Raw genomic sequence first — 22,651 nt, 5'->3', positions numbered from 1 at the left:
GATTTTCAAGTCTGTAAAAAAAATTACACTTCCCATACAAAACCTATTTTTCAACATCCTTATCTTTTTTAACAAGCTCTGAAACTGCTGTAACCATTCCAGCCAAATTTTGCAATTCACTTGGAATAATGATTTTTGTTGCTTTCCCATCTGCCACTTTTTCAAAAGTTTCCATTCCCCTTAATGACAATACTTCCTTTGTTGGCGCAGCTTCATTTAATAGCCTCAATGCTTCTGCTTTTGCCCTTTGAACAGATAAAATAGCTTCTGCTTCTCCTTCTGCTTCTTTTATCTGTTGTTCCTTTTTAGCTTCAGCTCTTAAAATAGCAGCCTGTTTTTCTCCTTCAGCAACCAATATTGCAGCTTCTCTTTTAGCTTGAGCTTCCAAAATATTTGCTCTTTTTTCACGTTCAGCTTTCATTTCCTTTTCCATTGCAACACGAATATCGGCTGGTGGCAAAATACTCTTTAATTCTACACGATTTACCTTTATTCCCCAAGGGTCTGTCGCATCATCTAATTCCTGTCTCATTTTTGTATTAATAATATCTCTTGAAGTCAATGTCTGGTCAACTGTCATATCTCCTATAATATTTCTCAATGTTGTAGCTGTCAAATTTTCAATTGCTGAGAGTGGTCTTTCCACTCCATAAGTATACAATTTTGGATCAGTTATTTGAAAATAAACAACTGTATCAATTTGCATTGTCGCATTATCCTTTGTAATAACTGGCTGAGGTGGAAAGTCAACAACTTGTTCCTTTAGCGATACGCTTCTTGCAACTCTGTCAAAAAACGGATTCAGAAAACTAAGTCCCGAACTTAAAGATCTGTCATATTTTCCCAATTTTTCCACAATAAGCACACGTGATTCAGGTACGATCTTTATTGATTTTAAAATATAAATTAATGCAATTACAATAAGAATTACTACTATTGGTAAAGCCCACATAATTCTACCTCCTATTTTTTATTTTTTATAACTACTTATTTTTTTCTAAAATTATTTTATTTCCTTTAAATCCTTTAATTTTCACGATTTCTCCACTTGATAATATTTCTTCACTTATTCCAGTCCAAATAGAGCCTTTAAACTTCACTTCATATTCCTTTTCAGCCTTTTTAGTATCCACTACTTTCTCAATTTTTACATCTGTTCCCTTCATACTTGCATCAAAGTTTGTCTTTCTTTGCAATTCAATGTATCTTCTTAAAACTGGACGTGTAAAAATTAGGAAAATTACCGAAAGTACAGCAAATATTAAAAACTGTATCAATGAATCTTTAATAAAATTTGCAAGAAACATTACAATTAAAGCTGAAAGTGCAAACCAAATTGTCACAAGCCCTGGAATAATTATTTCCAAAATGGCTGTTATTCCTGATAGAATTGCCCAAAATAATGCTCCCATTTTAAACTCTCCTTTTTCTCCTTTAGCCTCTAAAATTCTAATAAATGCAATTTTTTAAATTTTGATTATAAAATTTTAAAGTCCCGAAAATCCAACACCAATATTAATTGAATTTTTCCCTTTTCCATCTGCACTGCTACAAGCAGTAATAGCAAATAAAACCATCGCTATAATAAATATTTTTTTCATAAATTTAATCTCCAATCTTTAAAAGTACATTCCAACTCCACCGTGTATTCTTCCAGTTCCTATTCCTATTCCTGCAGATAAACACGAACTCAAAGCTAATGCCGTCAAAACTAATACTAATAACTTTTTCATATTTCCTCCCTTTAAACTTTTTTATTTTTTAAATAGAATTTAGTATTAATATATTTTACAACATAATTTTAATTTTGCAACTTTTTTTATGATAATTTTCATAAAAATTTTATAAATTTTAAAACAAGAGCATAAAATAATGCTCTTGTCCAAAAAAATTATTTATATAAATTTATTGATTCTGTCAGTTTGGCAATTTTATTTTCAAGCTCTTCTTTAATTCTCTTTTCCTTTTCCACAGCTTCAGGTTTTGCCCTTTTAACAAAATTTTCGTTAGACAACTTATTTAAGGTTCTGTCCAAATCCTTTTGTACTTTTTCAATACTTTTTTCTAATTTTTCAATTTCCTTATCTAAATCAATCAAATCAGCAAGTGGCACATAAATTTCAGTTGTGTCAACTAACCTAAATCCTACTAATTTTGGAATTTGGGCATCAAATTTATATTTTTCAACATTTGCCAATTTATCTAGTATTTTAGCATTATTTTGTAAAATATTTTTTGCATTTTCATCAACCGTTTTGAAAATAACTTCAATTTTCTTAGCTGGCGAAACATTTGCTTCTCCACGAATATTTCTAATTGCCGAAATGATTTCCTTCAGACAGTCAAATTCCTTTTCAGTATCAATATTTATAAACTCTTTTTCCTCTTTTGGAAAATTTGATAACATAATTGTTTCTTCGCCAGTTTGTAATTTCTGCCAAATTTCCTCTGTAATAAATGGCATAAATGGATGCAGCATTTTTAACCCCTTATCAAGAACATGTCTTAAAACCCATTGTGCCACAACTTTATCACTGCCTTCCTGTCCATAAACACGTGTTTTGGCAACTTCCACATACCAGTCACAGAAATCTCCACGGAAAAATTCATAAGCTAATTTTGCAGCGGCATCTAGCTCATATTTTTCCATATTTTCATTAATTAATTTGGAAGCAGTCTGTAATTTTGATAAAACCCATTTATCTTCAAGTTTAAATTCTAAATTATCTGAAGTTGTTGAAACATCAAAATCTTCTAAATTTGATAATACAAATCTTGATGCATTCCAGACTTTATTTGCAAAAGTTGAACCCATTTCAAGCAGTTTTTCTGAAAAATGTATATCCTGCCCTTGTGAAGTATTGTATAAAAAGCTAAATCTTATTGCATCTGCTCCGTATTTTGCTATCAAATCAAGCGGATCAGGCGAATTTCCCAAAGATTTACTCATTTTTCTGCCTTTTTCATCTCTTATGATTCCATGCAGATATACATAGCTAAACGGAATTTCATCATTTATATACAAGCTCATCATAACCATTCTTGCTACCCAGAAGAATAAAATGTCCGCTCCTGTTACTAACGCATTTGTTGGGAAGAACTTTTCCAAATCTGGAGTCTTATCTGGCCAGCCTAATGTCGAAAATGGCCACAATGCTGATGAAAACCAAGTATCAAGCACATCTGTTTCTTCTGTCAAATTAACATCTTTTCCAAATTTTTCATGTGCCTGTGCTTCTGCCTCTTCCAAACTTTTGGCTACAAAAACTGTTCCGTCTTCAGCATAATATGCGGGAATTCTGTGTCCCCACCAAATTTGTCTAGAAATAGTCCAGTCTCTAATATTTTCAAGCCAGTTGTAATAAACTTTTTCCCATCTTTTTGGAGTAATTTGAATTTGTCCATTTTTTACAACTTCCAACGCTCTTTTCGCAAGAGGTTCCATTTTTACAAACCATTGAGTCGAAACTCTTGGCTCAATAATCGAATCACATCTATAACAATGACCCACAGCATGACTATGCTCTTTTGTACCAACCAGCAGTCCTTCAGCCTCTAAATCAGCCAAGATCGCTTTCCTAGCCGCAAATCTTTCCAATCCTTCGTATTTTCCACCATTTGAATTTACATGTGCATCCTCTGTAAAAATATTTATAAATTCAAGTCCAGTTCTTTTTGCCACTTCAAAGTCGTTAGGATCATGCGAAGGTGTCATTTTTACTACTCCAGTTCCAAATTCCATATCCACATATTCATCTGCAACAACTGGAATTTCCCTATTCATCAACGGCAAAATAACTTTCTTTCCAATTAAATGCTTGTATCTGTCATCGTTTGGATTTACTGCAACCCCTGTATCTCCTAACATTGTTTCAGGTCTTGTTGTCGCAATAATAACGTAGTCATCGGTATCTTTAATTCTATATTTGATTTCCCAGATTTTTCCTTTTTTGTCAATGTGATTAACTTCATCATCAGCCAAAGCCGTTTTATCATGCGGACACCAGTTTACAATATATTCTCCACGATAAATAAGCCCGTCATTATAAAGTTTTACAAAAACTTCTTTTACAGCTTCTGAAAGCCCTTCATCCATAGTAAATCTCTCTCTTGTCCAATCTAATGAAACTCCCAGCTTTCTAAGCTGCTTTGTAATTAGTCCGCCATGTTTTTCCTTCCATTCCCAAGTTCTTCTTAAAAATTCATCATATCCGATTTCTTCCTTTGAAGTCCCTTCTTCTTTCAACATTCTTTCAACTTTATTTTGAGTTGCAATCCCAGCATGATCCATTCCCGGAATCCAAAGTGTATCAAACCCGCTCATTCTTTTATATCTAATAATTGCATCTTGAATCGCATTATTCAACATATGTCCCATATGCAAAATCCCAGTTACATTTGGTGGTGGAATGGCAATAGAATATCCTGGTTTTTCGCTATTATGCTGTGCATTAAAATATCCTTTTTCTTCCCAAATTTTATACCATTTGTCTTCTATTTCCGCTGGTGTATAAACTTTATTCAGTTCACTTGGCATTATTTTTCCTCCTATTTCAAATTCCTAAATTTTAAAATTTTTATTTATATTTTTTTACAAATTATGTACATATTTTACCACAAAGCTGATTTTTTTTCTACTGTTACATTTTTTAGGCAAAGTAAAATATTTAAAACACTTGCTTAAAACTATTCAATAATCTTCATTCCTCTTTCCCGCAATTCTCCGGCATATTTTTGGGCAGTTTCATAATCCGTTATAATTACAAGCTGATTTCCACTTTGAATTGGCGTATCCCCACGTGCAATGCTGTCTTTTCCAGCCTTACGAACACTTACGATTAATAAATTTTCTGGTAATTTAAGATCCTTTACTAATTTATTGTCAAATTCAGAATTTGCTCCTACTGGAATCAAAAGTGTTACAATCTTATCCTTTACATCTGGTCTTACGCCAATTCCAAATTTTTTATTTTTCCACCATTTTTCCAGAATTTCCAACCTGTTATCATTCTTATGAATTTTGTAAGTATCTTTTTTTTCTTCCAAGATTTGCTTTTGAAACATATTCAGATAAAGCCTTTCATAAATTGGTTCCATTTTTAATAGTTCTGTAAAAATATAAGTTATTGTGCAAACAACTATTAGCATATACAAATATGAAAAGTTACCTGTCATTTCCAAAATTAACGTAATTCCAGTAATTGGAGCTCTCACAACTGCCGTAAAATAAGCTGCCATTCCGAGCAACATAAAATGCACGATTATTTCATTTGGAATTGAAAAATAATGATTTAGCACTTCACCGTAGACTTTTCCTGTCAAAGCCCCTATTACAAGCATTGGAAGAAAGATTCCTCCTGGAGCGCTTGTTGCATAGCAAAGCATTGTGTAAAAGAATTTTAATAATAAAATTATAACAATCGTTTTTAACATTACATTTTTTCCAAACATTTCCTCTATAAGTTCATGTCCACCACCTGTAACATCACTAAAAAATACAGCAACAGTATACGCTATTACCATAAATATTGACATCTTTACATAACTGTTCAAATTTATCTTCTTATAATATTTTTGAATAAGCAGCAAAAAATAGCTAAATGCCTTTCCTGTGATTGTAATTACAATGCAGAAAACGACTGTTACAAGTGCAATTACATAATATGGAATACCTTTTGGCAATATAAAATTGTATTGAAAAGACGTATGTGAACCTAAAATCATTCTAGAAACAAAATTAGAAGTACCGCTTGCCACCATAACACAAATTAATAGCAGCGGAGAAAAGAATTTATGGATTTCCTCAAGTGAAAATATAACTCCTGCAAGTGGAGCATTAAATGTTGAAGAAATACCGGCACTTGCTCCACAAGTTACAAGATATTTTTCCTCAACTTCTGAACGCTTCGCAAGTTCCTTTATTCCAGACCCGACCAAAGCGCCCAAATGTACCGAAGGCCCTTCACGTCCCATCGACATTCCAGCCCCAATTGCCAATATCCCGCCTACAAATTTTGTAATTAACTCTCCAAACCACTTAAATTTTACTTTTTTTGTAAGCAATCCGCTAACTTGCGGAATTCCACTTCCGCTAATTAATGGATATTTGGAAAGCATAAATTGTATAGCCAGTCCCAATAGTATAAATACTATTACTCCGATAATTATTTTAGGAAATCCCAAATTTATAGTAAAAAATTCTCTAAAAATTGTCATTTTTTTTAATATTAACGTATAGCTTCCAACAATAATTCCAGAAAAAATTCCCACAACGAAACACAGAAAAATCAATACTACATTATTTCTCCTTGATTTTAATGAATTTATATCCCTTAATTCATGTAAAACATCTTTTGCCAATTTATTTTTCTCCCTTCCATTAAAATTTTTTTAATAATTTTGAAAAATTTAAAAATTTTTAAAAAAACATTTTTTTATCTTTCTTTATTGCTTAATTAACTTTATCTTCTCTAAAAATGTTTCTCCATATTAAAATAATGTATTTTCCCAAACTTATCAATTAAAAATCCTGAAATTTCCATTTCACAAGATAACCTTTCCATAATTTTATAAAATCCTTCTGGAATCTGATTATAAAGCCCCGTTGAAATAATATCTCCAAAAAAGGCACTTTTTGTAATTACTCCAACTTGCTTATTTTGAGATGGAAATCCAGTTTTTGGACTTATTATATGACCATATTTTTCATTGTTTATCATAAGATATGTATTTTTTTGATTAGAAGTTGAATAACTCATATTTTTTATTTTTATTTCAAACAAATCATTATCTTTATCTCCAGAGTGCTTATATTTTGTTATTCTAGTAGGCATTCCATTTACATTTCTTAACACCTCTTTTTCATCTTCAGGATTCTCAGCGATGATTCCCCACTCATCAATAGCCAATAATGCTGCTCCCTCCAGCATTTACGACAGCATCTTTTATTCCCATCTCTCGCATTCTATTAACCATTTTTTCAATCGCATAAGCCTTTATAAATGAACCTGTTATAATTTCCTGATTTTTCCCAATTTTTATACGGCTTCTCTTCCTATCAACGATAATCTTTTTATAGTCAATAAGTTTTTTAGCCTTTTTTATTTCTTCAAAACACGGCAAAACGGGATTTTGTTTATAAAATCCCCAAAGCCTTATGAGAGGCATTATTGTAATGTCGTATTCTCCACCAATAATTTTTGATAAATAAATAATTTTCCTCAAAATTTCAATGGTTTGCAAATCCACTTTTACAAAATGCCCACTATTTTTATTAATCTTATCAATATACGAATTTTCTGAGTAGGAGTTATATTTTCTATTTACATCCTCCAATATTCCAAATAAATCATCAAAAATTGAATCATTATAAATTTCAGGTATTTTTATTTTTATATCTGAATGAAATAAAAAACGCACTTGAACTTTATACATCATATTTTTTTACCTATTTCCCATTTGATGAAGTGGCTTTTTCGCTTGTTTTTCCTTCTTTTGACATATTCAGTTTATACTGATTTTCAACCTCTTTATTTTTATCAATTTTTAATTCTCCCTCTTCGTTTTGCTTTGTTTTTTTTGAACTTTGACTTTTAGACTTTTCAACATTATCTTTTTTCTTTTGATTATTCTCAGGCTTTTTACTTTCTTTTTCATTTGAAGTCTTTGGCGGTGTATTACTTGCTGGTTTATCTATCTGTGGAGCAGATTTCGCTTCTGGCATCGGCTCTTTATTTTCAGACTTTGCCTTGTTTTCGTTATTTACTGATGATGTTGACTTTTCGCCAGTTTTTCCTTGTTTAGATGCTTCGCCTTTAGATGAAGTTGCCTTTTCACTTGTTTTATCTTCTTTTGAATTTTTATCTACCGATGAAGTGGCTTTTTCACTAACCTTTCCTTCTGTCGCAGTTTTTCCCTTATGACTTTCTACAAATTGTCGATAATTCCCGAAAGCAATTAATGAAACTGCCCCTAAAAATAACATTACCTTTTTTTTACTACTCAATTTTACTCTCCTTAATCTTTTATCTTTATATTTTTTACAATTCTAATTTTTTTCTTTTTCATTGCCTAATAAAATTTCAGCCATATAACATGCCAAACTTATTATACGATCTGGAACATCTTTTAATTTTAAAAATTTTATATTCTGATTTTTTAAAATATTTTTATACTGAATTGATGTATTTCCTTTAAAAAAAAATATTTTTTCTATTTGTATCATTTTTGAATATTCTCTTGGAAAAAATGAACTTGTTAAAATAACAGCTGTTATATCTGTATTTTCATCATAATAATGATTTCCATATATCATTCCATCATTTTCAGAATTCATTTCAAAATTTAATTTCAAATTTTGCTTACGTAATTCCTTTGCAAAAAACTTTTTATTATTATAATCTAAAATTTCTATTTTTTCCTGTTTTTCTTCTGTTAATTTGTATATTGTCATATTTAATTGATTTATAGGCTGATGTAATTTATTATCTTTGAAGTATTTTTTCCAATATTTCTGTCCATTATTGGAAATTTGAGGAAGATATAAAAGGTTTATGTAATTATCTTTGTTTATTTCATATTTTTTTTCATCAATTGTTTCAAAAGCTCCATTTTCTGTGTATTTAAATGTATTTATTATTTTATTTTTATCATCTATTTCTTTCCAAACAAGAAATATTGCAAATTTTTGCATAATTGGATTTTTAATAAAAATTTCATTCCATTTTTTTGCTGTCCATTTTCTTTGGGTAAAAAGAGCTTTTAATAGATTATCCTTCTGCACTAACGATATTCCTCTTAATTGCTTTTTTATGTATTTTATTTCTTTTTTATGTTTTTCAAGAATAACGTATACACCATTCTTTTTTTTATTTATTCTTGGAAATGACTTCATTACTTTATTATTTTTATCGTAAAGAATAATTCTTTGAGGTTCTTCTTTAATATTAAGTATTGCTTTTATTCTCTTTTCACCATACTCAAAAACTTTTGATCTATCCATCTCAAAACCAAAATCAGGAACTAAAATATCATTTAATTCATCTCGTGAAAGTCCTTCTCTTTCTGCAATTATTTCCAACGCTTCATCAGCCGCAACTCTTATTCTTTTATCCTTATAATTTAAGCTAAATCCATTTAAGAGCACACCCACTTCCTTAACTTCTCTTCGCAATGTCAGAACTCTTATTCCATAAGCTGCAACTGTAACTTTATTATACTCGCTTACAAGCATGTCAACCACACCAATCATTTCAGATATTTGTTCCAAACTTGCTGTCCTTATTAAGGGTACAAAAATGTTTTTATATTTTGGATTAAATTTATGTACTTTCCATCTTTCAAATATTTTTTCAATAAATCTTCTGAGATCTTCTCTTTGTGATATTTCTTCAATTTTATTACATATTTCCATGCTTTTTATATCTTTTGATAATATATATTCTGAAATATAATATTTAATTAATTTAGATGGCATTCTTTGGCTGCTATCTCTTATCCGTACTGAATTATAGTCAACTTCCGTATTAAATATTGCATTTTCTTCATGCTTTTCAAGACACAGGCTATCTGCATATTCAATAATTTTCTTTAAATCTCCCAGATTTTCTATTTCTTCCTGTGCCTTTATATTATTCCAGTATTTTATTAATTTTTGAGCAATATATTCTGCATCGCTATTTTTATCTTCAGCAATTTTTTCTAATTTATCTCTTACTCCTTTTTTATCCATTTTATTTCTCAAGATTTCCTCAATCTCATTTTTCAAATGTCTTTCTGCATTTACTAGCAATCCAGCTAATTTTGCATAATCAAATCCATTATCTTTTGAATATAAAATTTTCACGTAATTCTCTATGTTCTCATTCGATATTTTATCATTTTCAAAACTTTCGTACAATTCTTTCTTATGCTTATGTAAAAATTTAATCCAAATGTTATTATTTTCACCATTAAAACCTGTTTTTTCAATATACTCAAAATATTTTTCATTTATAAAGCTGATTGGGAATCCATAATTCCACAATTCATCCATTATGGATTCCAAATCACTTATTCCATAAAGTATTCCATATTTTGTAAAAAGATTCTTAAATAAATTTACTTTTTTTATACAATTTGTCAAAAATTGAAAAACTTTTTTATACATATTTGAATATTTAAAAAGTGAAAGTATTATTTTGTCTTTTTTTGCTAAGATAACTGTCGATTTACTTCCCAAGCAATTTACAAAAATATTTTCCCAATTAATGTCTTCTTCCTTCAAAAAATCCAAGTTTCTAAACTTTGCTGGATACCATTCCCAGGCTTTCATCTCAAATATTTCCTTCAAATTTCCAATTATTATATTTTCAGATTTTTTTATAAATTTATTTTTTTCATTTTCATCAATTAAATTCTCTCTTATAAGAAAATGTAGTAAAAATGAATATCTTAGTTTTTTCTCATTTAAATTATAATCTAAAATTTTCTTTGTATTTTCCAAGTCTTCTTTTATTGTATCCTGAAACAAGCTATACATTGCTTTAGAATCTTCAAAATTTTCAAAAATAATATTAATTCCGTAATTCACAAGAAGATAGATTTTCTGTCCTTGAGAAAAATCATATTTTTTAAAATTTTCCATTATTTTCTCAAATAATTTATTACGACAGTAATTATTATTAACTGTAGAAGAAAATTCTATATTTGAAAACATAATGAACAATTTTATGCCTTCATTAACAATGCTTGAAATCTTTTGGTTTTCTATTATAATCTCAAAAAATTTCTTTTCCAGATATTTTCTTGTTTTCCCAATATTTAGCATTTCCATATTTTGAAAATATTTATTAAAATTTCCATCATCCAAATATCTTTCAAACATTATGGTCATTCCATTTTCATTAATTTTATTTGCAATATAGTTTATAAAAATATTATCCAGTATTTTTATTTCATCTCTATTCTCATTTCCTCCCATATTTACTGTTTCAATATTTTTAACAATTATTAAAATTCCTAATTTTATCAAAAAATTATTTGAATATGAATCGTAACTTCTAATATACTCATCTGTCAAATCTTGAAAATATTTAAAAAAATATTTACAGTTATTCCAAAAATGTTCTTTATTTTTTATTTCAAAATTACTCTCAAAATCCCTTTTTACAAACTCACAAGAAAAGTCCAAAATTTTATATATTTTGTATTTTAATGGAAAATTTGAAAATTGGTAACTTAATTCATCAGGAAAATTATTATACATATATTTAAAATATTTAATCAATAATTTTCCTGCTCCGCTTTCCAAGAATTCATCTTTTTCCATAAATTCTTCCATTTCAAGGTTACTAATATATTTTAAATCCTTTTTATGAATATTTACAGCCTCTTTTATCTTATCATTCAAAAGATCTCGAATCTCATTGCGAATATGCTCTTTTTTAGCTGATTCAACAAGATTCTCTATCATTTCCTCTTCTGTCATTTTAATAAACCTCCGATTACTAAGAAAATTTTAAAGCTTTTTTATAAGCCTATTTTTAATTATGCATCAACTTCATATTTCCCTTAGATAAGGTATGATAATTAAAATTAGTAAATTACTCTAAATCCAATTCCACCTCTTACATTTTCGCCTTTTGTATCATAACCTGCATTTACTGTTACACCAAATCTTGTGTTTTCAATTCCAAGGTTTAAGTCAGCTTTTCCGTTTCCACGTCTGTCATCCTTTTCACCTCTTATGTCAAACCATCCTGCAGTTGTATAACGGACTCTTCCTTGATTGTTTACATCTCCAACTTTTCCTAGCTCATTTTCATAAGCAAGTCCTAATTTGGCGACAAAATTTGTTTTTACTGCCATTGGCTGCTGATATTTGAATTCTACTCCAATTTCTGGTTTTATTGAATAATAATCATTTGCTTTTATTTCTAAACGCATTTGTCCTGTATCTTCTTTTATTCCGTCAAATCTTCCATATTCAAATTTTAGGCTTCCGTATGGAGAAATGCTTGTTCGCTCACTTGTTCTAATATTTTTTCTAAGCTCATTTTTTAATCCAAACCCGTATGAATGATATTCAGATTTTGCTTCAAATATATCATCAACAACAAGGAATTTTCTCTTCATTTCACCAGTTCCTACAAATCCTTCTGCTGAAACAGTCCAGTTCAAGTTGTTGTTATGATCTTTTCCAAGCGGCATTGACTTAAATATACCTGCTTTTACGATATTCTGCTCTTCCTTTGAACCACCTATATCGCTAAAGTCAAATTTGTTTCTAACAGCTCCTGCATACCATCCTGCTGACTCTCCAAGTTTTATAGTTTCATTTTCATTCAAATATGCAAATCCATAGGATTTATTTTTATAATCAATTATTCCAGCTGTATCTGTCTTATATTCGCCTTTCATTCCAAACGCTTTTATCTTATTTGAATTTTTTGATTTTGTATCCCATTCATTTCTTAAGTATCCAAATTCTTTATTTAATAAATTACCTGTTTCAAAGATTCTTTGCTGTACGTTCCCATACTGATGTCCCATCATTTCATCAATTGATTGGGCCAATAATGCTTCTTCACTATTTCCAATAGTATTTAATTTATTAAATAGTCCTTTTTCTCTTGAGTCCAAACTGTTTACATCGTATCTTTGCTCTAATCCGTCAGTAAAGTTAAATTCGTTTGAAGTTGTTGAAACAAAGGCTGTATAAGGAATCTTTGTCATAAGCACACGTGTAATCTGCTGTGTAGACGGATCAACTTCAGGCGTTGCCATCCAAGTTAATGAAGCAGAATATGGAGTAAAGTTAAATATTCCAGCATTTATTTGATTCAAGAACGGCTGCAGTATTTGTTTTCCAATAATTACATCTTTAGCATTTGTAAGCACTGAAAATTCTGTTCCAATTAAAAGATCACTGTTAATTCCGATAGAATTTGCTCCATTTACATTAATTGGACGTGTTCTTCCTAATGTATCTACATAAACTCCAAAGTTCGAAAAAGCGTAGTTTGTCTGAGGAGTAGCATAATCTATTGTTTGAACTTGGCTATCATCCAATGTTACACCGTTTCTCTGAATTGCAAGCCGTCCATTTGGCAATTGAACAATTCCCACTCCACCTAGAGTTTTACTTGGATCTGTTGGTGCATAGTAGTCTTTCGCTCCATTTGCAGAAGTTATTGTTCCAGTTCCTGAACTCAAGGATGGCAATACATTTACAGGAGTAGCGGCTGTTCCAACTGGCAAATCTCCAGATACTCCTTGAGAATCTGCATCATATCTAACTCCATAAGACTTCAATCCACTTATGTTAATTTCTCCATAGTTCTTAATTATAGATTTATTACTTGAAGTCCCTTTAATTAAAACACCGTAGCTGCTATCTGCATCAATATCAATTTTCCCATAATTTTCAAGTGTACTTCCATTTAATACAGCAACTCCTACAAGTCCCTGAATATTGTCATTTCCGTGATAAGAGCCAGTTGTGGTAATATTTCCTGTGTTTACAAATTTTGCTCCGTTATTTACAAATACTCCCATCATTGTCTGAACTTTATCAGAAGCTGTCGCACTTGACGGATCTAAATAGATATTTCCAGAGTTTCTTAATATTGTTCCTCTATCATCTCCATACATTCCGATACTTAAGTTTCCTCTAACATGGATATCTCTCTCATTTGAAATACTTGCTCCACCTACAGCTGCCATTCCAATTCCGTAAATAATATTGTCAGGATCTGTCTTGTCTGTTTTTCCAACTTTTATTACTCCTCTATTTACTGCATTAGATGCCCCTGTAACAAGAATACCTTGATTTCCAAGCCCTTGTGACAAGTCAATCATTCCGTTATTTACAATATTTGCACCATCTTTTCCATAAATTGCGATAATTTTCCCATTTGTTCCAGATGTAATTGCTGCGTTATTTGTAACTCTTGACGCTCCTTCTGCATAAATGAAAGTCGCCTCTTTTCCTAAAGTTACATTTGATGAAGCAGAATTTGAGTAAACATTTGTTCTGCTCATTCCTGGATTTGACAAAATTACACCGTAAGATTTATCTCCTACAGTAAAGTTTGCTGTCGTATCATTAATTGTAACTCCACTTGTTCCATAAACTCCAACAGGCTCACTATTAGCATCTGCTGCAATATGATTTGCAACATTGACTGTTCCGCCTAGATTAACACTTCCTCCTTTTTTATACACACCAATAGCCTTATCTGCAACATTGATTATAGAACTTCCTGCAGTTTCCACATTTCCATTTTCACTAAGCGAATAAACTCCAAATGAAGCCTCTCCAACATTTATTGTTCCACTGTTTTTAATATTAATTGTCGATCCATTTTGTGCGTAAATTCCGACAGTAGAATCATTCTTAACAGACGTTGCAGTTCTATCCACATTTATCGTTCCACTGTTTTCAAATGTCTGATCCGATGTTCCTTCCAAATACGCTGCAATTGAACGTTTTCCAGTAATATCAATATTTCCATTATTTAAAATTGATTTTGCCACACCTGATTTATTTTGTGAGAAAATTCCAATTGAATCATCACTAGAGAACTCCATATCTGCTTTATTCATAACATTTGAATTTATTGAAACAATTCCTTTTGCCTTGTCAGATGTACCTGTTATTTTCTTACCATCTATTGCAGCATTTGAATTATCCACATAAATTCCTGTAGAACCATTATTTAATATCATATTATTCCATCCACCAAAAGCAGATGTTCCTGTCATATAAATTCCAGTTCCTTTTGAAGATACAATAATATCATTATTATTCATTTGTGCCTTACTGTTAATAATGTATAACATTGGTTCTGAAGAAGTTGTCAATGTTCCAGCATTATTATAATTTAACATAGCATTATTTTCCAAATATGCCAAACTTCCATTATTTGCAAAGTTATAATTTCCGCCGTTTACAGTCAATGTCGAATCATTTCCATACAATGCAAATCCTTTATTTCCAACTGTTACATCTCCAGTAGTTGTCAAATTTGTTTTATTTCTTACAAATATTCCAACTGAAGTAGATTCAACATTTCCACTTGCATCCAATGTAGAATCCCCAACCGTGATATTTCCGCTATTTACAACTGTCGCATTGGAAGCATTTGCAGTTTCTGGCGCAATGTAAATTCCAGCTGAACCTTTTCCTAACGTAATATCTCCTGTATTTACCACATCTATATTCTTACTGCTTGCAGCTGTATTTTTTGCATAAATTCCAACTGATTTATCTCCACCAGCTATACTTCCATTATTTTCAACTTTATCAAATCCAATTGAGTAAATAGCAGAAGATTCATCTCCAATTGTTATTTTAGAACCAGCAGTCGTTGTAATTATACCTTCATTTTTAAATCCAGCAGGTGCTCCAATATAGCCTGCAGTTGTGTTTTTATAAATTCCATAGATTCCAGTTGATTTATTTCCTACAAGAATATCTTTTGAATTAAGCCCTCTTGCTGAATCAAGGTACATAGCCGTACTTGTCTGAGCATTTGACAAATCTAATTTTCCTTTATTTTCAGCATCATATCCAGCAGTTCCAACCCAAGTTAACGCAGGATTGCTATTTCCATCTGCCATAAGTCCAATAATATTCTTAGTTGCTGATTTTGCCTCAACTGTAACTCCTGTTTGTAAAATAGCCTCTCCATTTATAACGTGAGAAAGTATATTTCCTGTATCTAGTGCATTTCCAAGTGCAACTGTCAAATCACTTGAAGTTACAGAACTTCCTTCAGTAACCCTTGTTCTTTCTACAGAGTGTCCATTAGTAACCAATGTTCCACCATTATCATTAATAACAGCACCTTTTTGTCCAAATATACCTACTCCATCACCGCCAAATTGAATTTTCGCTCCAGTTTCAAAATTAACAGTTGCATTAGTAGTAACTATTGCTCCAACTCCATTTACTCCGTTCAGTTTAATATCCGCACCACTATCAATTGTTACTGTTGAAGCTTTGGTTCCATCTCCACCATTTCCAATATAAATACCAGTTCCAGCTGTTGTGTTATCTCCTATATTCATAGTTCCTGCATATTTAATATGGCTGCTATTTTCAGCAAATAATCCAACTCCATTTGCTCCTGCAGTTATTGATGTTGATATTGCCTTAGGGCTTCCAGATGATCCTTGCCCATCAGTATAAATTCCTATTGCATAAAAATCATTTGATCCACCTAATACAGAGTTTCCTACTTTTATTCCTTGGTTATAACCTGAAATATCGGCAGTTGCACCCTTCATAAGAAGTCCGATTATTCCATTACCAGTATTAGAACCAGTAGTGTAGTCTAATTTTGATGTGCTTGAATTCAATATTCCTCCATCAAGATAAACTCCAACTCCATATCCACTTATGTTTCCAATATTTGCTCCATTAATTTTTCCTGTATCTGAAGCACTTGTCCCTTTGATATAGTATGCAACTCTGTTTTGATTTTTTGTGCCTAGATTAATTGTTCCTGTAGTTGTGTCAGTTACTGTTGCCTCATCTTTTAGATAAACAGCTACTGAAGAATCTGCATCATCATTTAATATTATTGTTCCGACTTTTGTTATATTAGATTTTGGAGTATAAATTCCAACTGTGCTTTTTTGTTTTAAATTTATTGTTCCTTCATTTTTTATAGTTGAATCAGCCAAATTACCATTATTTTTTGTAAACATTCCTGTAGAGCTTTCAGATTCTACATTAATTACACCATCTGCTGTATTTGTCAGGGTGATTTTCTTACCAGCGGCACTTGCCGAACCAAACATTCCAACTGAATTTTTAGAAGAAGAGGTTAAATTTATAGTCCCTGAATTTTCTGCTGTTGCATCATCTTTTGAGAATATTCCTGTTGACTTTTCACCAGTCAATTTTATAGTAGCATTTTTTGCATTTATAACTGCTGTTTCATCATCAACGCCGTACATTCCAATTACTGATTCCGCTGTTCCTGTTATCTCTCTGTTATTTGTTATTTTAGCTTTATCAGTTGCAAGCATTCCTGTTCCCTTTTTACCTTTTACAGTAACAGTTCCCTCATTTACACCTTCAGTAATGTTCGATGTAGTGGTATTTTTACCTGTAGCGTAAATTCCTATCGCACTCTCTCCAGTTGACAATATTTCTATTGTTGCACCTTTATGGTTCTTTATTTCTGAACCATTTTTCCCATACATTCCAACGGCTTCTTTATTATTTACTGTTATTTTATTTTTATTGTTTATTACTGAATTATCTGAAAGCATTCCAACTGATTTTTCAGAATTTACTTTGATTTCTCCTGTATTATCTGCAGTTAAATTCCCTCTGCTGCCAGTAGCATTTTTAGCAAATATTCCAACTGATTCTTTCATGCTGACATCTATTATATTTTTATTTTCTATAGTTAATGTTTTAGACGCAGCTGCTTCTAGCTCTCCATAAATTCCTGCACTTTTTACTTGTCCAGCGGTATCTTTTAAAGTAATTGTTCCACTATTTTCTATTGTATTATTTTCTGTTGCATCTTTTGTAAATTTACCATAAATTCCTGCCGAAGCACCTTTATACACATCAATAGTTCCTGCCGCTGCATTTACTGCATTACTGTTTTCAAGGTAAATTCCTGCAGATTGCTCTTCTTTAATTTCTATTTTATTATTATTAGTTACTTCCGATCCAGACTTACCATAAATTCCTGCCGACTTTTTATCATTCATAGTAATTGTTCCACTATTGTTAACCGTACTTTTTACAGCTGAAATTCCAATTGATTCTTCTGAATTTACTGTTATTGTTCCAGTGGCACTATTAATAGCTTCTATTTTATCTGCATTATTATTAGCATCATTTGAAGCGAATATTCCAACTGATTGTGGACTTCCAGCAGCAATATTTATTTCCTTATTATTCTGTAATGTCAATTTTTTAGGTGCTCCACTTACAGATTCACCATATATTCCAACATTCTTAATAACATTTGTCAGATTTATTATTCCTTCATTTAAGATTGAATAATCTTTTTTGGATGAACTTGTTAATTTTCCATACATTGCTGCCGAACCGCTAGTCGCTCCAGCAGATCCCGTCAATGTTATTGTTCCATCAGCTGTATTTGTTGCATTTGAATCTGAAGCATACATTCCTGCTGAATTTTCATGTGAAACATTTATTGTTTTTTCATTAGTTATGTTGGAGTCATTGCTTCCATACATTCCTGCTGAATTTTCTTTTTTTACATTTATTATATTTTTATTTTTTCCTTTAGCTTTATCAACAAAAATTCCAACTGTACTCTTAACATCCAAGTCAATTTTTCCGTTTGGAGTTTCATTTATTACAGTTCCTGCACCTTCTCCAGCGTTATTTTTTAAATACATAGCAGCTGACTCTTCTTGCCCAACAATTATATCCTTTTCATTTTGCAATGTTGTAGTTCCTGCCGCTGTACTTTCAATTTCTACATACATTCCTGCTGATTTTGTCTTACCTGTTCCTTTTAACTCAATCTTTCCTGTATTCGTAATAGTTCTTGAAGCAGCATCTGAAATTTTTGCAAAGATTCCTGCTGATTTATTACTTTCAACACTTATAGTTCCTGCATTTGAAGGCGATGAATTTTCTACATAGATTCCTGCTGACTTATCTCCAGTTATTGTAATTTTTCCAGTTGCAGCATCATTTGAAATAGTTGCTCCATTTAACCCTAGCATTCCAGCAGAAGCTCCACCGTTCATTTCTATATTTCCTTTATTTGTAGCACTTCCTTTATTTGCCAAAATTCCAACTGAAGCCGAAGCAGCTGTTGTATCAGTAAGTAAAATATCTCCGCTATTTTCGATTTCAGATTCCTTACCATAAATTCCAACTGATTTTTTCCCTTGTAATTTTATTTCAGAACCTGCGAAATTAGTTACTTTTGCTTTTTCTGACATTATTCCTATCGCATCTGAAGCCAAAGCATCTGAAGTTATTTTTTTCTTATTTTCAATTGCAACATTAGCACCCTTACCATAGACACCAATCGAATTGCCTATATGAATATTTATGTTTCCATCATTTTCTACATTCTGATTACCTTCTGCATAAATTCCAACATTTTGAGTTTCAGTAGAACCTGCCACTCCAACTTCTATAGTTCCTTTATTTTTAACATTTTTTGCAGATGTAGATGTTGAATAAATTCCTGCTGAACTTCCTTTTTTAGAAGTTATTTTCCCTGTTGTTTCATTTGTAACATCACTGTTATCCGCATAAATTCCTGCTGATCCTGTTTCTTCTGTAGTTATATTTCCAGAATTTTCAATTGTCGAATTTGTTATTCCATAAATTCCCGCTGATCCTGTTCCAGAAGTTGTTATTTCTCCACCAGTAGCATTACTTACTATACTGCTATTTGCCAGTATTCCAACTGATGAAGTTCCAGAAGTTGTTATTTTCCCAGTACCACTATTTGTCAATGTTGAACTTTCTTTTCCATAAATTGCGATCGAACTGTTATTTGCAGTTGATATTATATTATTATTTGTCACTTTTGAAGCATTGGAATAAATTCCTATAGCCCCGTCTTTTCCTGATAATATAAGTTTTCCATCATTTGTTACAACAGCTCCATTTAATCCTGAAATTGTCGTTTTAAATCCAGAAGTCAAGATTTTTGATGAATTAATATTAACTTTTCCATCATCAGACACTAAAAATTGTGCTGAATCATTAATATTAGAAAATTTCGTACTGTCAGCTGTTATATTTCCATCAATATTTATAGTCGTATTTTTCGCACCATAAAATACAGCTGAATTTTCACCCATACTTGAAACAGTTAAATTTTGTAACGTAGTGTTTGTTATATCTACAGTATCATCTGCTGTATTCCCAGTATTTCCAAAGTAAGCGAACACAGATTTTTTACCAATCGAAGTACTAAGATTTGTTATCGTGAAAGCTGTTCCAAAATTACTAGCCTTAGATGAATAAAGTCCAACTGTTCTTTCTCCCAAACTTAACACTGCATTACCCTGAAAAGTAGTACTTGTAGTAGGTCCATCTGAATATACTCCGATTCCAGTGCTAGTTCCTGAATCTCCAACTGTAACTGTACCTTCAACAGTTCCAGTAGAGCCGCTAGTAAATATTGCAATTCCACCATTACTAGATTTTATTTCTCCATTACTTGCATTTGTAAATGTTCCATTTTCTGAATATAAGCCTACTTTTCCACCTGCTTCAACAGATACAACTCCAGCGTTTGTAAATGTTCCTGTATTTTGTACAACAGCATGATATGCAGCATTTGAAATAGTTGCACCATTTTTATTTGTTGCAGCAGATCCGTTTGAAAGATATAACCCAATAGAGTCAGTACCATCTGATGTTACTTCTATCTTTTTTTCATTCTCAAATGTCGCATTATTTAAGATTACACCATATACTTTATTTCCCGCAACTGTTATTGTTCCTTGATTTCCTGTAGTTCCAGTCGTTCCGTTAAAGTACATTCCAATATTTTCATTTGCTCCATTTACTTTAATTTTACCTTCATTAACAAACTTTGCTGAACTTGAATAAACTCCAATATTTTTACCATCTGTACTGTTAATAGTAATCGTACCTTCATTTTTCATATTTGTTGCTGAAGCATTTCCAACTCTTATACCCATACTTCCTTTAGAGCCATTTTCAATATTAATATTTCCATTTACAGCATTTTTCACATTAGAGTCTACTTGTGAATAAAGTCCAAACGAATTTTTAGCAGCTATCGTAATTATTCCATTATTAGTAGCTCCACCTTGGATTTTACCAAGTACTGTCATACCACCCGAATCGTTTCCAGTAACCTTAATTGTTCCATTATTCACAAAACTTGAATCAGGTCCTAAAGCATTTGTTGTTTTTGAAACAACCATACCGTGACTATTATCTCCACTAATATTTACATTCCCATTATTAATTGCTATAGTACTCACGCTTACACCGCTCTTGAAATCACTAGTTGCAAATCCTGCTGAAATATTTCCACTTAAACTTATTTCTCCTTCATTTCTTAATGTATGTTTATTTGTAGTACTGCTTCCTGTTCCTTCGTCTGTAAACAAAAGAGCCACTTGTAATGATTTATTCCCGCTTATAAGACCTGTCGAACCATTTATGCCGGTAACTTGCGGATTATTCCATGTATCTGGCTGTACTTCAATTCCTGCAACTTCCATTACTTCTAAATATATTTTACCTTTATTTTCAAATGAATAATTAGGATTATGACCTCCTCCTTTAATTTGAGGAAGACCAGGATCTAATGTTATTGCCCTTTGTTTCGTTATATCAACATGCATCTCTGTATTTTCACCTGAATAAAAATAACCACTGTTAGTCATATATTCTCCAATAGCTTTATGATGACCAGAGGCTGCTTTACTTAACCTGTAACTAGGATCAAGTAAATTTTTATTAGAATTCATTGTATTGTCAGCTGTTATGGTATTTCCATACGATTCCAATTGTGGAATACTAAAAACTATAGGATTAGCTGTCGGATTTGGTGGTGTAACACTTGGAGCAGTAGGTTTAGTAACACTAATTGCACTAACTTCTGAAATATCTGGAGGAATAATTGTTAATGTATTTACAGTTGGAGTCGGTGCTGTTACATTCATACTTAGTGATGGCGGTGTAATATTTACAGCTATTGTTGGTGCTGACAAATTCATACTAATACTTGGAGCAGTTACTGTAGCTGGTGTAGCGGGCTCCTGTGGATTCGGTACTTCAATTGTCACAGGATTTAGAGTAGGAAGTATAATTGTAGGGGCTGTTATTGGTGAAGTTACGTTCAAATTAATATTCGGACGTACAACTTCCCTTGGCATGTCAATTTGAGGATTTATTGCGATTTCCTCTTTAAATACTGATTTTGGACGTACGTTTGCCATTATCTGAATTTCCACTTCAGGCTCTTGAACGTGTAACAATGAAGCTAGTCCATAAGACTGCTTTCCTATTGTCGAATTACCAGGTGAAGACGTCATATAGCTTTTTCTTCTGTTTGATAAAATTCCAGTTTCCGACCAGTTCCCACGGTTATAAATACCATTAAATAAATATTTTTCAGCTTTATCCCCTCTTCCTTTGTAAGTACCATTGCTGCTTGATATAAAGGTATTTGCACCAAATTGCCACGAACTCCATGGAGATTTTACAACTTGATCTCCTTGTTCCATTAATTGAACTAATTCTAAATTTAATTCTTCTACTGCTTCTTCATTCGCTTTTTTCTTTTTCTTAATTGCAGTACGTGTCTTATCTGCTGACATTACCAGCTCTTTATTCATTCGCTCATAAAGGACATTTGAAGATGTATTTAAACCAATTGAAAAAGTTATCATTCCTGTTATTAAGTATGAGAACAGTAATGATTCTGTATATTTTACATCCTTTGCCCTTTTAGCAAATGCTTTTAAATCTTTTTTTGCTTGTCTTAAATTGTTGCTCATCATCTCTCCTTTTATTTTTTACTCATTAGCTATTTATAAAAATCTAATATTTCTAATAATTATAATACTTTTACAGTACTAATTTTTACCATTTTTCTGCAGCATTTTTACAATGAAATTCTAATATTTCAGATAAAATACTCTATTTATTGAGTTTTCG

General features: G+C 31.3%; 9 protein-coding genes. All 9 read right to left on the bottom strand.

What is annotated here, in order from left to right; all coding sequences use genetic code 11:
* Nucleotides 1–43: 43 nt before the first annotated feature.
* The 9 genes from F1564_RS02570 to F1564_RS02535 all read right to left on the bottom strand — a co-directional run bounded on the left by F1564_RS02570 (nucleotide 44) and on the right by F1564_RS02535 (nucleotide 22,491).
* A complete protein-coding gene (locus tag F1564_RS02570; RefSeq protein WP_018451533.1) occupies nucleotides 44–952 on the bottom strand; it encodes an SPFH domain-containing protein in 909 nt (302 codons plus the stop codon).
* Between the two features lie 31 nt (nucleotides 953–983).
* On the bottom strand, nucleotides 984–1,412 hold the full coding sequence (locus F1564_RS02565) for an NfeD family protein (protein ID WP_018451532.1): 429 nt from the start codon (nucleotides 1,410–1,412) through the stop codon (nucleotides 984–986).
* Between the two features lie 479 nt (nucleotides 1,413–1,891).
* Nucleotides 1,892–4,537 carry a valine--tRNA ligase gene (locus F1564_RS02560; RefSeq protein WP_018451529.1) on the bottom strand — a complete coding sequence of 882 codons (2,646 nt, stop codon included), beginning with the start codon at nucleotides 4,535–4,537 and terminating at the stop codon, nucleotides 1,892–1,894.
* Between the two features lie 149 nt (nucleotides 4,538–4,686).
* Nucleotides 4,687–6,360, bottom strand: coding sequence for a ClC family H(+)/Cl(-) exchange transporter (locus F1564_RS02555; RefSeq protein ID WP_018451528.1), 1,674 nt, complete (start codon nucleotides 6,358–6,360; stop codon nucleotides 4,687–4,689).
* 110 nt (nucleotides 6,361–6,470) lie between these two features.
* Nucleotides 6,471–6,929 (bottom strand): FAD:protein FMN transferase, encoded by a 459-nt coding sequence (locus F1564_RS10465; RefSeq protein ID WP_269473403.1) that lies wholly within the window; start codon nucleotides 6,927–6,929, stop codon nucleotides 6,471–6,473.
* Nucleotides 6,898–7,437 (bottom strand): FAD:protein FMN transferase, encoded by a 540-nt coding sequence (locus F1564_RS10460; protein WP_269473402.1) that lies wholly within the window; start codon nucleotides 7,435–7,437, stop codon nucleotides 6,898–6,900. The genes F1564_RS10465 and F1564_RS10460 overlap by 32 nt, the downstream gene beginning before the upstream one ends.
* A 10-nt stretch (nucleotides 7,438–7,447) precedes the next feature.
* Complete coding sequence (locus F1564_RS02545) at nucleotides 7,448–8,005, bottom strand: hypothetical protein (RefSeq protein ID WP_018451527.1); 558 nt, start codon at nucleotides 8,003–8,005, stop codon at nucleotides 7,448–7,450.
* Nucleotides 8,006–8,047: 42 nt separating this feature from the next.
* On the bottom strand, nucleotides 8,048–11,467 hold the full coding sequence (locus tag F1564_RS02540) for a DUF4132 domain-containing protein (protein ID WP_018451526.1): 3,420 nt from the start codon (nucleotides 11,465–11,467) through the stop codon (nucleotides 8,048–8,050).
* Nucleotides 11,468–11,574: 107 nt separating this feature from the next.
* Nucleotides 11,575–22,491, bottom strand: coding sequence for an autotransporter-associated N-terminal domain-containing protein (locus F1564_RS02535; protein WP_018451525.1), 10,917 nt, complete (start codon nucleotides 22,489–22,491; stop codon nucleotides 11,575–11,577).
* Between the last annotated feature and the right edge of the window lie 160 nt (nucleotides 22,492–22,651).

It is taken from the genome of Leptotrichia shahii, assembly GCF_008327825.1.
Classification (GTDB): domain Bacteria; phylum Fusobacteriota; class Fusobacteriia; order Fusobacteriales; family Leptotrichiaceae; genus Leptotrichia; species Leptotrichia shahii.
This window is presented reverse-complemented; position numbering and strand designations above follow the sequence as displayed.

Excerpts from the sequence above, each read along its gene's own strand:
- F1564_RS02535 (WP_018451525.1), bottom strand. The coding sequence starts at position 22,491 with ATGAGCAACAATTTAAGACAAGCAAAAAAAGATTTAAAAGCATTTGCT.
- F1564_RS02565 (WP_018451532.1), bottom strand. The coding sequence starts at position 1,412 with ATGGGAGCATTATTTTGGGCAATTCTATCAGGAATAACAGCCATTTTG.
- F1564_RS02560 (WP_018451529.1), bottom strand. The coding sequence starts at position 4,537 with ATGCCAAGTGAACTGAATAAAGTTTATACACCAGCGGAAATAGAAGAC.
- F1564_RS02570 (WP_018451533.1), bottom strand. The coding sequence starts at position 952 with ATGTGGGCTTTACCAATAGTAGTAATTCTTATTGTAATTGCATTAATT.
- F1564_RS10460 (WP_269473402.1), bottom strand. The coding sequence starts at position 7,437 with ATGATGTATAAAGTTCAAGTGCGTTTTTTATTTCATTCAGATATAAAA.
- F1564_RS02540 (WP_018451526.1), bottom strand. The coding sequence starts at position 11,467 with ATGACAGAAGAGGAAATGATAGAGAATCTTGTTGAATCAGCTAAAAAA.
- F1564_RS10465 (WP_269473403.1), bottom strand. The coding sequence starts at position 6,929 with ATGCTGGAGGGAGCAGCATTATTGGCTATTGATGAGTGGGGAATCATC.